This window comes from Streptomyces sp. NPDC054786, assembly GCF_053611685.1.
The window spans coordinates 139,389-153,429 of record NZ_JBSHAW010000012.1; the positions used below are offsets into that span (position 1 = coordinate 139,389).

General features: G+C 72.4%; 11 protein-coding genes and 1 pseudogene. 4 read left to right on the forward strand and 8 right to left on the reverse strand.

All coding sequences use genetic code 11. The features are described from left to right. Window positions 1–8: 8 nt before the first annotated feature. The 3 genes from ACWGI6_RS12910 to ACWGI6_RS12920 form a co-directional block, all read right to left on the reverse strand. A complete protein-coding gene (locus tag ACWGI6_RS12910; RefSeq protein WP_453267525.1) occupies window positions 9–560 on the reverse strand; it encodes a GNAT family N-acetyltransferase in 552 nt (183 codons plus the stop codon). A gap of 109 nt (window positions 561–669) precedes the next feature. After that, window positions 670–2,109, reverse strand: a complete 1,440-nt coding sequence (locus ACWGI6_RS12915; RefSeq protein WP_453267526.1) for a CoA transferase — start codon at window positions 2,107–2,109, stop codon at window positions 670–672. 26 nt (window positions 2,110–2,135) lie between these two features. Continuing rightward, window positions 2,136–3,038 (reverse strand): DUF2867 domain-containing protein, encoded by a 903-nt coding sequence (locus tag ACWGI6_RS12920; protein WP_453267527.1) that lies wholly within the window; start codon window positions 3,036–3,038, stop codon window positions 2,136–2,138. Between the two features lie 45 nt (window positions 3,039–3,083). Between ACWGI6_RS12920 and ACWGI6_RS12925 the strand changes: the two genes are divergently transcribed. The 3 genes from ACWGI6_RS12925 to ACWGI6_RS12935 all read left to right on the forward strand — a co-directional run bounded on the left by ACWGI6_RS12925 (window position 3,084) and on the right by ACWGI6_RS12935 (window position 5,286). Further along, window positions 3,084–3,722, forward strand: coding sequence for a TetR/AcrR family transcriptional regulator (locus ACWGI6_RS12925; protein ID WP_453267528.1), 639 nt, complete (start codon window positions 3,084–3,086; stop codon window positions 3,720–3,722). 146 nt (window positions 3,723–3,868) lie between these two features. After that, a complete protein-coding gene (locus tag ACWGI6_RS12930) occupies window positions 3,869–5,056 on the forward strand; it encodes a cytochrome P450 (protein WP_453267529.1) in 1,188 nt (395 codons plus the stop codon). A gap of 35 nt (window positions 5,057–5,091) precedes the next feature. Beyond that, complete coding sequence (locus ACWGI6_RS12935) at window positions 5,092–5,286, forward strand: ferredoxin (protein ID WP_393908751.1); 195 nt, start codon at window positions 5,092–5,094, stop codon at window positions 5,284–5,286. Window positions 5,287–5,405: 119 nt separating this feature from the next. On the opposite strand, the gene ACWGI6_RS12940 is transcribed toward ACWGI6_RS12935, so the two are convergent. From ACWGI6_RS12940 to ACWGI6_RS12960, 5 genes are all read right to left on the reverse strand, one after another. Further along, window positions 5,406–7,187, reverse strand: a complete 1,782-nt coding sequence (locus ACWGI6_RS12940; protein ID WP_453267554.1) for an alpha/beta fold hydrolase — start codon at window positions 7,185–7,187, stop codon at window positions 5,406–5,408. A 322-nt stretch (window positions 7,188–7,509) separates the two neighbouring features. Further along, window positions 7,510–8,442 carry a S66 peptidase family protein gene (locus tag ACWGI6_RS12945; protein WP_453267530.1) on the reverse strand — a complete coding sequence of 311 codons (933 nt, stop codon included), beginning with the start codon at window positions 8,440–8,442 and terminating at the stop codon, window positions 7,510–7,512. Further along, the gene (locus tag ACWGI6_RS12950; protein WP_453267531.1) at window positions 8,439–10,520 is read right to left on the reverse strand and encodes a prolyl oligopeptidase family serine peptidase; all 2,082 of its coding nucleotides are present in this window, start codon (window positions 10,518–10,520) and stop codon (window positions 8,439–8,441) included. Before ACWGI6_RS12950 ends, ACWGI6_RS12945 begins: the two co-directional genes overlap by 4 nt. A 42-nt stretch (window positions 10,521–10,562) precedes the next feature. Then, on the reverse strand, window positions 10,563–11,927 hold the full coding sequence (locus ACWGI6_RS12955; protein ID WP_453267532.1) for a M20/M25/M40 family metallo-hydrolase: 1,365 nt from the start codon (window positions 11,925–11,927) through the stop codon (window positions 10,563–10,565). Continuing rightward, complete coding sequence (locus ACWGI6_RS12960) at window positions 11,920–12,753, reverse strand: M55 family metallopeptidase (RefSeq protein ID WP_393908866.1); 834 nt, start codon at window positions 12,751–12,753, stop codon at window positions 11,920–11,922. The genes ACWGI6_RS12955 and ACWGI6_RS12960 overlap by 8 nt, the downstream gene beginning before the upstream one ends. A gap of 1,024 nt (window positions 12,754–13,777) precedes the next feature. Here ACWGI6_RS12960 and ACWGI6_RS12965 point away from each other — a divergent pair. After that, window positions 13,778–13,855: pseudogene (locus ACWGI6_RS12965) on the forward strand (helix-turn-helix domain-containing protein); the annotation flags it as partial. Between the last annotated feature and the right edge of the window lie 186 nt (window positions 13,856–14,041).

The window sequence follows — 14,041 nt, forward strand, 5'->3', positions numbered from 1 at the left end:
ACAGGGAATCACACGCCTTCCCCGGCGACCATCTCGGCGGTGATCGCCCAGCGCTCGTGGTCGCGCCAGGCGCCGCCGATGAAGAGGAAGTCGGGGGAGAACCCCTCCAGCCGGAACCCGGCCCGCCTGACCAGTGCGATCGACCGTGCGTTGGCCGGCTGGACATTGACCTCCAGCCGGTGCAGCCCCATCGCCCCGAAGGCATGGTGCAGGACCAGCCGCAGCCCCTCGCTCATCAGCCCCCGCCCGGCGGCGTGCGCAAAGGCGCCGTAGCCGATCGCGCCGCAGCGGAAGGCGCCGTGCACGATGTTGTTGATCGTGAGGTAGCCGGCGATCCGGCCGTCGGTGCGCTCGCAGATCAGGAATCCCTCGCGCTCCGGCTCCTGGAGCCGGTGCAGATAGCCGTCGTAGGCAGCGTCCTCGGCCGGCGGAAAGAGCCAGGGCCGGTGCAGCTCCGCACTCTCCCGGGCCAACGCGGTGAACTCTTCCCGGTCGGCGGCGGTGAAGTGCCGGATGCCCACCCGGGGGCCATGTGCGAGGTAGCGGTCGTTGGTCGTCACCGGAAGATCGTACGGAGGGGGCGGGCGGGGAGCCAGCGGTTTGCCCGCGCCCCGAACCGCCCTGGCACATAAGAACCGGCCCTACCGCCACACCGGCCGTGAGCCGGCCCTACCGCCACACCGGCGCATCCCTGCCGCAGTGGCCGGGCGGGGTTGCCCAGGTGGCCGGCGCGCCGTCGAAGGAGACGGGTGGGAGGGCGTGGCGGAGGAGGCCGAGGGTGCTGTCGGTTTCACGGAGGTGGTGCGCGGGGTCGTAGGCGCCGGGTGTTTCCGGTTCCGGTCCGGGTGTCCTGGGGGCGTTGTGCCGTTCGCCGCCGTCCGCCAGGTCGTGCATCAGCCAGCGTGCGGTACGGGCCAGGGCGAGGGTGGCGAGGAACGAGCCGCCGGTCCGGGACTGTTCGGTCAGTGCGCGGAACACGGCCGCCGCCAGCAGATAGCCGGTGCCGTGGTCGAGCGCCTGGGCGGGCAGTGCGCCGGGGGTGCCGTCCGCCTCCGCTTCGAGGGCGGCGATCCCGGTGGCCACCTGCACCACGCTGTCGAAGCCGCGCCGGCCGCCCCAGGGCCCGTCGTCGCCCCAGGCGGAGAGCCGGGCCACCACCAGACCCGGGCGGCGTGCGGCCAGCTCCTCGGGGGTGAGGCCGAAGCGGTCGAGTGCGCCCGGACGGTAGCCGGTCACCACCACGTCCGCGCGGGAGAGCAGCTCCTCGAAAGTTGCGCGGCCGGCGGGCGAGCCGAGGTCGAGCGCGGCGGACCGCTTGCCGAAGCCGGTGTCGCTGTGGGCGTCCTGACTCTCCGGCAGCTGCGGGGCGTCGATCCGCAGGACGTCCGCGCCGAGCAGGGCCAGCGTGCGGGTGGCTACCGGCCCGGCGATCACCCGGGTCAGATCGAGCACCCGCAGCCCGGCGGCCGGGAGTGTCGGTGTGCCGACGAGCGGTGCCGGCGGGCGGGCGGGTGCGTCGCCGAGGGGGGCGAGGGTCAGCAGCGGGTGGGCGGCCACGGCGGCGCCCTGTGGGTGGGCGGTCCAGGCCCCGGGGGTGCGGGCGGCGACGGCCAGCCCGCCCTCGGCGCAGACCGTCTCCTCGATCTCCTCGGCCCGGCGGCCGGACAGCTCGGTCTCGACGCCGGCCGCCTCGACGGTCTCGGGGAGGCCGAGCGCGCGCAGCAACCGGGCACGGTGTTGCGGGTAGTTGGCGTGAGTCCGTACCCAGCCGTCGGCGGTGCGCCAGAAGCGGGAGAGCGGTGCGAAGGCCGAGCAGGCGCGGCCGTCGACCCGCAGATGGCGTTCGCTGACGAAGGCGGTGGCCACCGCGCCGTCGTCGACCCGTACGGCGGGCACCGGACCGCCGGTGCGCCGCGCCGTCAGTTCGGCCGCGGCCAGCGCGCAGACCGCGACCGTGGACCGGGCCAGCGACATGACCGGGAGCCGGGCCGGCAGCAGACCGGGGGGACCGCCGTACGCGATCCGCTCCGTCAGTGCCGGGTCGCCGGCCAGGGCCGCCCAGGCCAGGTCCGTACCGCCGCTGCGCCCACCGCCGTGTCGTTGCCCCATCGCGGCAGTGTGGCACGGGGCCCGGATCACGCCCGCGGCGCCTCCCGCTCCCCCGCGCTCGGTGCGGCGAGCGCCAGCCGGCGGTGGAAGCGGCGCAGCATCAGGCGGGCCATGAACGGGTGGAAACGGCGTACGACGGCGAAGTAGAGGCGGCCGCCCGCTCGGTGGATGCGGACGACGGTGCCGAGCGTGACCCGGCCGTCCGCGACATGGACCGAGGCGCGGAACCCCAGTTGACGGGTGTCGGCACCGAGCAGGATCTCGTGGTCCGTGCGCCCGACGACGGGGAAGGCGGCCCCGCGCAGCACGCCCTGCCAGGCCTCCGGCTCCGGTGGCATACCGGGCCGCAGCTCCAGCTGCCAGGCGTCCTGGAAGTCCGTTCGCGGGAAGGCGCCGTGCGCCAGCCGGGCCGTGCCGGGGAGGGGGACGGCCCGGGGCCGGTCCCAGAGCAGACGGTGGAGCAGGCGTACCCGGGCGGAACGGCGGGCCGGGGCCGACACCCGGCCGGTGGCCGCCCGTTCGATGTTGTCGAGGAGCTCCTCCACGACCGTGCCGTGCACGGGGCGGATCGCCAGTGACCACATCAGACGCCGGAACAGCGGGAGTTGACTCTCCAGGACGTGTTCCACCCGGCAGCTGCCGGGGCCCAGCGGATGCACGGTGGCTTCGTGCCATCCGGTCCCTCCGTCGGTGAAGTCGAAGCGGAGGCGTCTGCCCGGCTCGTATGCGGCGACGCGGTAGCGGACGAAACCGTGCCCTCCGTCGGCGCCGACGCCCAGCGGGCGGTCGAAGCGCATCGGCGGCCAGGCGGGCGTGGGGAAGAGCGGATCGTCCTCGCCGCCGAGCCGGTCGAGCAGGGCCCCGACGGTCGCGGCCGGGGCGGGGACGGTGCGGGCATGGACTTCTCGAACGGCACGAACGGCACGCACGGGGCACCTCCATACGGTGGCGTATGTTTGACCGTACGGTACCGTATGGATATGGCCCCACAGCGAGCGAAGGCACCCCGCAACAGCGGCGCACGACAGCGGCTGACCGCCCAGGACTGGGCCGATGCCGCGCTGACGGCCATGGGCGAGGGCGGGCTCGCCGCGGTGGCCGTGGAGCCGCTGGCCGCCCGGCTGGGCACCACCAAGGGCAGCTTCTACTGGCACTTCACCAACCGGGACGCGCTGATCGAGGCCGCGCTGCAGCGCTGGGAAGAGGTCGGCACAGAGGCCGTGATCACCGAAGTGGCGGCCGAACCCGACCCCGGCGAGCGGCTGCGACGGCTGCTCCTGCGGGCCACGAGCTGGTCCGCAGCGGACCCGCGGGACGTCTCGCTGCTGGCGACCGCCGCGCACCCGCGGGTGGCCGCCGCGCTCGCCCGGGTGACCGCCCGGCGCATCGGCTATCTCGCCACGCTCTTCGCGGAGCTGGGCTTTCCCGAGGACGAGGCCGGTCACCGCGGCCTGCTCGCGTACACCGCCTACCTCGGGCACACACAGCTCGGGCACGCCGTCCCGCAGAGCCTGCCGGCCGGCGCCGCGCGCGACCGCTATCTGGACGGGGTGATCGAGACCCTCGTACGGCCGCTGAACGGAGGTGATGGTTCCGAAAATGAGCGAACCTGAGCGAAATTGGCCGAACTGCGCGTAGACGTGCCCGGCATCGGAGGCATGAGGTGAGATCAGCGCGGCGAACACGGCGCGCTTCAGCATTGACATCTCACAATCCGAGCAGCTCGACCCACTTGAGCTCCTCGTACGGGAGGAATTCCGTGACCGAAGCCATCTCTTACTTTCAGGACCGCACCTGCCCCTACCACCCGCCCGCCGGCTATCAGCCCCTGCGGGAGACCGGCCCGCTGACACATGTCGCGCTCTACGACGGCCGCACGGTGTGGGCGGTAACCGGCCACAGCGAGGCGCGGGCGCTGCTGAGCGACCAGCGGCTCTCCTCCGACCGGCAGAACCCGGCCTTCCCGATGCCGGTCGAGCGCTTCGCCGCGATCCGCCAGGTCAGGACCCCGCTGATCGGGGTCGACGACCCGGAGCACAACACCCAGCGCCGGATGCTGATCCCCAGCTTCAGCGTGAAGCGGGTCGCCGCGCTGCGACCGGAGATCCACCGGATCGTCGACGAGCTGCTGGACCGGATGCTGGCCGAGGGCCCGCCCGCCGAGCTGGTCGCCGCGTTCGCGCTGCCGGTCCCCTCGATGGTGATCTGCTCGCTGCTCGGCGTCCCGTACTCCGACCACGAGTTCTTCGAGGGGGAATCCCGCCGGCTCCTGCGCAGCCGTACGGCCAAGGAGGCGGAGGGCGCCCGGATCAAGCTGGAGGAGTACTTCACCGACCTGATCGCCCACAAGGAGAAGAACCCGGGCGACGGGCTGCTGGACGAACTGATCGAGGAGCGGCTGCGGGCCGGCGCCCTCGCCCATGACGACCTGGTCAGGCTCGCCATGATCCTGCTGGTGGCCGGCCATGAGACCACCGCCAACATGATTTCGCTCGGCACCTTCACGCTGCTCGAACACCCCGGGCAGCTGGCGCAGCTGAAGGCCGAGGAGGGCCTGATGCCGACCGCCGTCGAGGAGCTGCTGCGGTTCCTGTCCATCGCGGACGGCATGCTGCGGGTGGCCAAGGAGGACATCGAGATCGGCGGACAGCTCATCCGCGCCGACGACGGCGTCCTGTTCCCCACGTCGCTGATCAACCGCGACGAGGCCGCCTATCCGTCGCCGGACGAGTTGGACCTCGACCGTTCCTCCCGCCACCACGTGGCATTCGGCTTCGGCATCCACCAGTGTCTGGGGCAAAACCTCGCCCGCGCCGAGATGGAGATCGCGCTGCGCTCGCTGTTCACCAGGATCCCGGACCTGCGGCTCGCCGTCCCGGCCGCCGAGGTCCCCTTCAAGCCGGGCGACACACTGCAAGGAATGATCGAACTGCCGCTGGCCTGGTAGCAGCCAGGACGGCAGACGAACGAAAGGGGTCCGGGATGCGGATCACCATCGACACCGACACCTGTATCGGCGCCGGCCAGTGCGCCCTGACCGCACCGGGAGTGTTCACCCAGGACGACGACGGTTTCAGCGCCCTGCTGCCCGGCCGTGAGGACGGCGCGGGCGACCCGCTGGTGCGAGAGGCCGCCCGTGCCTGCCCCGTGCAGGCCATCACGGTCACGGACGACTGAGCCACCACCTTCGCGGACGACCCGGCTGACGCGCGCGGCTCCCGGCTGACACCCGGCGCCCGCGGCGCGCCCGGCACCCTCCGCCCTCCTTCTTGTCCCTACGGCATCCACCCCATCCGCTACCGCAGCACCCCTTGTGTGACGGGCAGTTCGAGTACTCCGGTGTCCTCGGGCGTACTGCTGACCGTCACCGGCTTCTCCCCTCGATTGCCCGCATAGGCGTCGTCGCTCGCGGCGAGGACGAAGCGCAGTCGGTGCCCCGGCTCGTATCGGTGCACGATGCCCGGCAGTTCCACGGTGAACCTCCGGGTCACATCGGTCACCCGGGCCGGGGCCACCAACCGGTGCACCAGCGTCTTGCTGCCGTCCGGCGCGACGTCGTAGAGCTTGGCGAAGAGGACCAGCTTGTCGGCCGCGTCCGAGGAGCTCTGCACCCGCTCGGCCTGCGGGGAGGAAACCTTCAGCGTCACCTCGGGCGCACCCACCACATCCACCGGTCCGCCCGCCACCGGCGCCGATGTCCAGTCCAGATAGGTGCCCCTGGCGTCGTACGGCGCCGCGTCCGGCAGGCCGAGCAGCCCGGTCAGCGAACTCTCCGAGTGGCTGGTGGCCATCCGCAGATTGCGGTACTCCCGGCTGCCGCGCGCCACCTCGCTGCGACGGCCGACGAGCTTGCCGTCCCCGGAGAGGTACAGCCGCCGGCTGCCGCCCACCGGGAAGCGGGGCGAGGTGGCGTAGGCGGACCCGCCGGCCGCCCAGTCCCGGTAGTACGCGAAGGCCGGGCCGGTGCCGGTCGCCGTCCGGTGGCGCAGATACCGGTCGAACCACGCAAGGATCCGCCGCCCGGCATAGCTGCTGTCCAGGTTGCCCTGCGCCAGGTCGAGTTCGCCCTGCGCCGGCTTCTTCATCCCGCCGCTGTGGCCCCAGGCCTGCCAGATCATCTTGGCCGGGGTGCCCTGTGCGGCCAGGGACCGGTAGGTGGCGGCGGCCTCGTTGAGGTTGAACAGGGTGTCGTCCTGGCCCTGGACCAGCAGCGTCGGCGCCTTGACCGACGCCAGGTACGAGACCGGGGAGACACTGCGCGCGTAGGTGAGCACGGCCCGGGTCCGCTCGGCCGGGTATCTGCCGGAATCCAGCAGCCGCTTGGTGTCGCAGGCCCGCGCGACGAAGTGCAGACAGCCGGCACCGCCGGTCCGTGACGGGTCGAGGCCCGGATGCAGCAGCCCCTGCGCCTCGCCGATCAGGAAGAACCCGTCCGTCCACTGCCACTTGTACGCACCGGGCAGCGGTCCGGTGACGCCGTGCGTGCGGCCGGCGTTGTTGGGGTCGAGGGAGTAGGAGAGGTCGTTCCAGGTGATGAGCGGGACCAGCGCGTCGACCCGGTGGTCGACCGCGGCGGTGGCCAACTGGACCGCCCCGCCGTAGGACCCGCCGATCATGCCGACCCGCGGATCACCCGCCCCGTCCATGGCGACGTAGTCGATACGCGTCCCGTCGTCGGCCGTACGGGCGCCGGCCAGCAGGTCGACCAGCCCGCTTGCCGCCTGGCCGTCGATCCTGGGGTCGTCGAGGGAGATCGGGCAGCCGGTCTTGCCGAAGCCGAGTCCGGAGTAGGCCAGGGCCGCATAGCCGCGGGCGGCGAAGGCCTTGGCGAGGGCGTCGGTCGGGCCGTCCGCCTTGTTGCCGCCGAAGCCGTTGGTGGTCAGCACGGCGGGCGCCGGGTGGGCGGCGTCGGCGCCGGCCGGGCGGTAGACGTCCGTGTCGAGGGTGCACTTGCGGTCACCGGCCCGGACGGTGACCTTCAGCGCGGTGACGGTGTACGGGTCGGCGGCGGCGCCCGCGGGGGCGCTCAGGACGAGGGGGGCGGCGAGGGCGGAGCCGGCCAGCAGGGCGAGGGACATGCGGAGTACGGGGCGGGACCCGCCTCGGGACACGCTGGGCACGAAGACCTCCACACACGTCGTACCAACCAGTCGGTAGCGGCGCGCTCATGCTGTGACACGAGTAATGGGATGTCAACGGACCTGACGCGAGTCTCTGTTAGGACGTCAGTTCAGCGCCGTCTCCCGGGCGGTGCGGTGCGATCTGCGCGTCAAACCGCCCTGACAGGCGTCTTCATGACGGTGCATCAGCTCAAGCCTTGGTGACCGGTGCGCCCCGGGACGGGCGGCCGTCGATGGCGCGCAGCCGGTCGCCCACGGCGATACCGGCCATGCCGCCTGCTCACACCGTCGCCGGCCCCTCGAAGGTCAGCGTGCCGGCCGTCGCGTCCAGCTCCCCGCGGACGCCCAGCGGCATGGTCAGCGCGGACTCGCCGTGCCCGAAACCGAACTCCTCGGCCACCGGCACCCCGAGCCCGCCCAGCCGGTCCACCAGCACCGCGCGCACCTGGTCGTAGGGACCGCAGCGGGCCCAGGAGCCGAGCACGATGCCGGCCACACCGTCCAGCCAGCCGCCGCGCAGGAGTTGGGTCAGCGCCCGGTCGAGGCGGTACGGCGGCTCCCCGATGTCCTCCAGCAGCAGGAGGCCGCCCGCCGCGCCGCGCCTGGCCCGCGGCGTGCCCAACTCGGTGGCGAGCATGGTCAGACAGCCGCCGAGGGTGATCCCGCGGGCCCGTCCGGGCACCAGTGGCCGGGCGGACGGCGCTACCAGGGCCTGGACGGTCTCCGGTGCGAAGAGGGTGCGCCGCAGATGCTCGCGGGTGGCGTCATCCTTGAGGAAGACCTCACCCGCAACGGCCGGCCCGTGCAGGGTGGACACCCCGGCGCGCACCGCGAACGCCTCGTGCAGCACCGTCACATCGCTGAAGCCGATCAGCGGTTTGGGCGCCGCCGCCCGGATGGCCTCCCAGTCCAGCAGCTCGACCATCCGCTGGGCGCCATAGCCGCCCCGTGCCGCGAACACCGCCTTGACCCGGGGGTCGCACCACGCCTCCTGGAGGTCGCGGGCCCGCTCCTCGTCGGAGGCGGCCAGGTAGCGCAGGGTGGTGTGGGTGTCCCTGGCGTGGGGCGCAGCGACCGGGTCGAGGTCCCAGCCCCGCAGGACGTCCAGCCCGCGGTCCAGCCGCTCCGGCGCGAGGGGACCGCTGGGCGCCACCACCGCCACCCGGTCGCCGGGCCGCAGCCGCGGCGGCCGGACCGGCTCCGCCGCCGTCATCCGCGCAGCTCCAGCACCGGGACATCGCTCCGGGCGAGGCCGAAGGCCTGGGCGTAGAGGGAGAGTTCGGCCTCCACGGCGCGCACGATGGTGTCCGCCCGGCGGAATCCGTGCCCCTCCCCGGCGAAGGCCAGATAGGCATGCGGTATACCCCGCCCGGCGACCTCGGCGAGGAAGCGTTCGCACTGCACGGGCGGGCAGATCACATCGTCCAGGCCCTGGAGCAGCAGGAACGGTGCGGCGATCCGGTCCGCGCGGTGCAGCGGCGAGCGCTCGCGGTAGCGGTCGGGCACCTCGGCGAACGGACCGACCAGCGATTCCAGATACTGCGACTCGAAGTCATGGGTCTCGCCGGTGGCCCAGCCGGTCAGGTCCAGGATCGGATAGCTGATGGTGCCGCAGGCGTAGAGGTCGGTGGCGGTCAGCGAGGCGGCGGCGGTCCAGCCGCCGGCGCTGCCGCCGCGGATGGCCAGCCGGGCGCGGTCGGCGGTGCCCTCGTCGGCCAGGGCGGCGGCGACGGCCGCACAGTCCTCGACGTCCACCACACCCCACTGGCCGCGCAGCCGCTCGCGGTACTCCCGGCCGTAGCCGGTCGAACCGCCGTAGTTGACCTCGGCGATACCGATGCCCCGTGAGGTGAAGTACGCGATCTCCAGGTCGAGCACCAGCGGGGCATGGCCGGTGGGGCCGCCGTGTGCCCACACCACGAAGGGCGGCAGCTCGCCGTCGGGTCCCCGGTGGTCGGGGCTGTGCGGCGGATAGATGTGGGCGTGGATGTCCCGCCCGTCGGGGCCGGTGAAGGTACGGCTCTGCGGCCGGGGGTGGTAGGCCGGGTCCAGGACGTCGGCGTGCCGGCAGGCGATCACCCGGGTGCGTCCGGTGCAGGTGTCCAGCTCGACGATCTCGTACGAGCTGTGCGGGCCGGCGGCGATGCCCAGGACGCGGCTGCCGTGCACGGCGAGGGTGGGCGCCCATTCCGTCCACGGGCCCGCGGAGTCGACGAGTTCGCCGCTCACCGGGTCGAGGATGCCCAGGGTGGTGGAGCCGCGGCCGTGGATCACCGCGAGGGTGCCGTTCTCCAGGGGCAGGAACCAGCGCTGCCCGACGTTCCACAGCGGCCCGCCGAACTCCTCCTGCCGGGACGGGCACAGGCCGTGGCTCGCCACCACGCCGTCGTCCTCCCCCGGCCTCGGCGCCTCCCCCGCACTCGGCCTGGCTCGCGCGGGGCGCCCCCCACCGTCGGGATCGATCCGCCGCACCTCCCACCAGCCGCTGAGGTCCGAGACGAAGAGCAGCGAGCCATCGGCCGCCCACTCGATCTGCGCGACGGACTCGCCGCTCGCGCCGCCGTCCGCCGCGCCGGTGCCGAGGTCGCCGACGAGCGGCCGGATGTCCTCGAACTCGCCCCTGCCGGTGATCCGGGCCACCATCACCAGCGTGCCGTCCCAGGGCATCAGGGGGTGGTCCCAGGCGAGCCATGCGGCGCGTCGCCCGTCCGCCGAGATCCGCGGCCCGGTCACGAAGCGGTGCCGGTCATCGCTCAACTCTCTTACGGAGGCGCGGTGTTCGGCGGCCGAGCCGTCGAGCGGCACGGCCGCGATCACCCTGCGCACGTCGGTCGGCCGGTCGCCCGTGAACTCCTCCAGGACACACCACACCTCGCCGAGTTCCGGGCGCAGCACCGGATCGACCCAGCGCAGTCCGGCACCCGCGCCGGACAGCGGGGTGAGCGGGCGCGGGGCGTCGCCGCTGTCCGGCGTGCAGACGTACAGCCGCTGGTCGGCGAAGTTGCTGAAGACGACCAGCGGTCCGTGCTCGGTGACCGTGCCGGCCCAGGGCTGACCGCCGTACTCCAGCACCCGGCTGCGGACGTTCCAGGGCGCGGGCAGCACCGACTCCTCTGTGCCGTCCGGCCGCAGGCGGACCAGTGCCCGCCGGCCGCCCTCGGCGGGCCGCGGTTCCGTCCACCACACCTCGTCGCCGACCACACCCACAAAAGCCGGCCTGCCGTCGTGCGCGGCGACCGTCCGGGCGTCCATCGGGGACGCCCAGTTGCCGTACGGAGCTGTGGTCACCATGTGCAGTTCCTCTCCTCCACCGTCGGACGAGGCGCCGGCCGGTCAGACCGTGCGCAGGAAGTGATCGAGCACCCGGACGCCGAAGTGCAGTCCCTCGACCGGCACACGCTCGTCCACGCCGTGGAAGAGCGCCTGGTAGTCGAACCCCTCGGGCAGTTTGAGCGGCGAGAAACCATAGCCGGTGATGCCCAGCCGGGAGAACTGCTTGGCGTCCGTGCCGCCGGACATGCAGTAGGGCACGACATGGCCGTCGGGGTCGAACCGCTCGATCGCGGCCCGCATCGCGGCATAGGCCGGGGAGTCGACCGGGGCCTGCAGCGCGACCTCGCGGTGGTGATATTCCCAGCTCACGTCGGGTCCCGTGAGCTCGTCCATGGTCGTACGGAACTCCGCCTCGCCCTCGGGAACCACCCGGCCGTCCACATGGGCGACGGCGGATCCCGGGATCACATTGACCTTGTAACCGGCCGACAGCATCGTCGGATTGGCGCTGTTGCGGACGGTCGGCTCGACCAGCTTGGCGGCCGGGCCGAGCTTGCCGAGCAGCGCATCGACATCGAAACGCGGCGAGTCGACATCCACCTCGACGGCGTGCAGCGCGGCGAGTTCGCGGAGGGCGGCCCGCACGGTCGGGGTGAGCCGGACCGGCCACTCGTGCTCGCCGATCCGGGCCACGGCCGCGGCCAGCCGGCTGACGGCGTTGTCGCGGTTGACCTTCGAGCCGTGCCCCGCCCGGCCCCGGGCGGTCAGCTTCAGCCAGGCCGTGCCGCGCTCCCCCGCCGCGATCGGGTACAGCTGCATCCCGCCGCCCGCATGGAAGGTGAAGGCTCCGGACTCGCTGATGCCTTCGGTGCAGCCCTCGAAGAGCTCGGCGTGCCGGTCGGCCAGGAAACCCGAGCCGTCCTCGGCGCTGGCCTCCTCGTCTGCGGTGAAGGCCAGCACGATGTCACGCCGCGGCCGCACCCCGCTGCGGGCCCACTGCCGTACGGCGGCGAGCACCATCGCGTCCATGTTCTTCATGTCGATGGCGCCCCGGCCCCAGACCACGCCGTCGCGGACCTCCCCGGAGAAGGGGTGCACGCTCCAGTCGGCGGGTTCGGCGGGGACCACGTCCAGATGGCCGTGCACCAGCAGGGCGTCGGCCCCGGGGTCGGTGCCGTCGATACGGGCGACCACATTCGTACGGCCCGCGCTGCGCTCCAGCAGCGTCGGCGTCAGCCCGGCCTCGGCCAGCCGCTGGGCGACGTACTCGGCGGCCGGCCGTTCCCGACAGGCGCCGTCACCGGCGTTGCCGGTATCGATCCGGATCAGTTCGGAGGTGAACCGCACCACCTCGTCGAGCGCCTGCCGGTCCACGCCGACGGCCTGCTCAGCTCCCGGTTCCCCGGCCTTCTCACGCTCAGCCATATTGTTCCTCCACGGCGGACGAGACGACGGTGGTGACCGCCTTGAAGCACCGGATGGCTTCGTACATGTCCTGACCGGTATACGCGACACGGCGCTCCCCCGTGCGCTCCACGCCGGGTACGCAGGTCGCCGCGCCCACCAGATGCTCGGCGTCGAACTCCAACTCGACCCGGAACGGCCCGCTCCGGGACGGTTCATGGCGCACCGCGAGCGCCGCCCCCTTGCAGGCCGCGGCCCGGATCTCGGCCGCCGTACGGGCCGGCGGCCGGCACACCGCCGCATAGCGCGACACATAGTCCTTGACCGCCACACCGGGCGCCTGCGGGGCGTAGCCCAGCGCGTCCTGACAGGTGCGGTCGTCGCCGGTGACCAGCACCACGGGTACGCCGTACTCGGCGACCACGAGGGAGTTGAGATGGCCCTCGCTGGCGCGGGTGCCGTCGACCCAGACACCGGTGAGGGTGTTGGCGAGGTAGGTGTGCGCGAGGACGCCTTCGGTGCCGGCCCCGGTGTGGTAGCCGACGAACGCGATGCCGTCGACATCACCGTGCTGCACGCCTTCGACCATGCTGAGTGATTTATGTCGCCCGGTGAGCATCTGCGCCCGCTCGTCGAGCTGTTCCAGCAGCAGATTGCGCATCGTCCAGTGCGCCTCGTTGACCAGTACGTCGTCGGCCCCGCCGTCGAAGAATCCGGCAATCGCCGCATTGACGTCGGAAGTGAACATATGGCGGCAGCGCTCCCATTGGGGGGTGCCGGGCAGCACGTCGGCGGGCCAGGTCACGCCGGTGGCGCCCTCCATGTCCGCGGAGATGAGGATCTTCACATTCACCAGTCCTGTCGCAGCTAGGAGGCGGTACGCACGATTCCTGACATCACTCGTTCACATCTCGTTCGGAGGGGCCGAACAGCCGCCCCAGCCTAACCAGGGCCGTCGGACTGACGCCCCGTCCGAGACCTTCCAGAACGGTTCCGTTGGCGGCGACATCACGGTTTCTTCGTCACAGCAACACGATTCCTTCCAACCGGAACCTGGGGGTACGCTCTTGTGGCGCCGCATCTCACACAGTTTCTGTCGCAAAGCGGAAGGACTTCTGACGGAATCCGTAAGGACTTCCGAACGAGTTCTGTCAGCTGCCGACGGCACGTGCCAGGTGGGGTAGAACAGGCTGGACCAGCTTCCCGCGCGATGAAACAGAGGCAGAATGGTGAGCGAAGCCCTCAACGACGCCTTACCGCAATGCGACATCCCGGCCGATAGCGAAGACGACCAACTCGCGATCCTGACCGAACTGATCGCGCAAACACTTTGCGATCGCAATCCAGGCTTCCGGGAAGTCATCGAACGTGGCGGTCACCAGCAGGTCACCCGCCTGATCGAGGAGGTACTTCGACGCGGCCGGCCGCTACCCGACAAGGTGCGCGCGATCATGCTGCGCACGGACACCGACATCCACCTCGTGGCGTCCGCACTGGGCGACTGTCTGGTCAGTGCACCGGGCGAGGCACCGGGCCTGCTGATCCCCGCCCAGCTCGCCGACGGCAAGAGCGGACGGGCCAGGCTGAAGGGCGTACTGCGGCATCGCGCCGCCGTGGTCGGTCATGCGGTGTCGCCGCACGAGGCCGCCGCGTCCGTGCGCTCCGCGTCCCGGCTATTGGATCTGGCCTCCCCGCACGACGGCCCCGAGGCCGGCGTGGTGTTCGTCGACGACCACCTCTCATCCCTCCTGCTCCTCCAGGACGAATCACTGTCCCGCACCCTGATAGCCCGCCATCTGAGCCCCCTCGCGGGACTGACGCCGGAGCGGTGCGAGCGCCTGGAGGCCACCCTGCTGGCGTGGCTCGGCGGCATGGGGGCTCCGGAGGTGGCCAAGGCACTCAGCATCCATCCGCAGACGGTGCGCTACCGGATGCGCCAGCTGGAGAAGCTGTTCGGGGCCCGCCTCCGCGACCCGCGGACCCGCTTCGAGATCGAGATGGCACTCCGCAGCCGCCAGCTGATGGCCGGCGCACGACGGCGGGGGGGGGGGGGCCCCCCCCCCCCCCCCCCCCCCCCCCCCCCCCCCCCCCCCCCCCCCCCCCCCCCCCGACCCCCCCCCCGCCCCCCCCCCCCC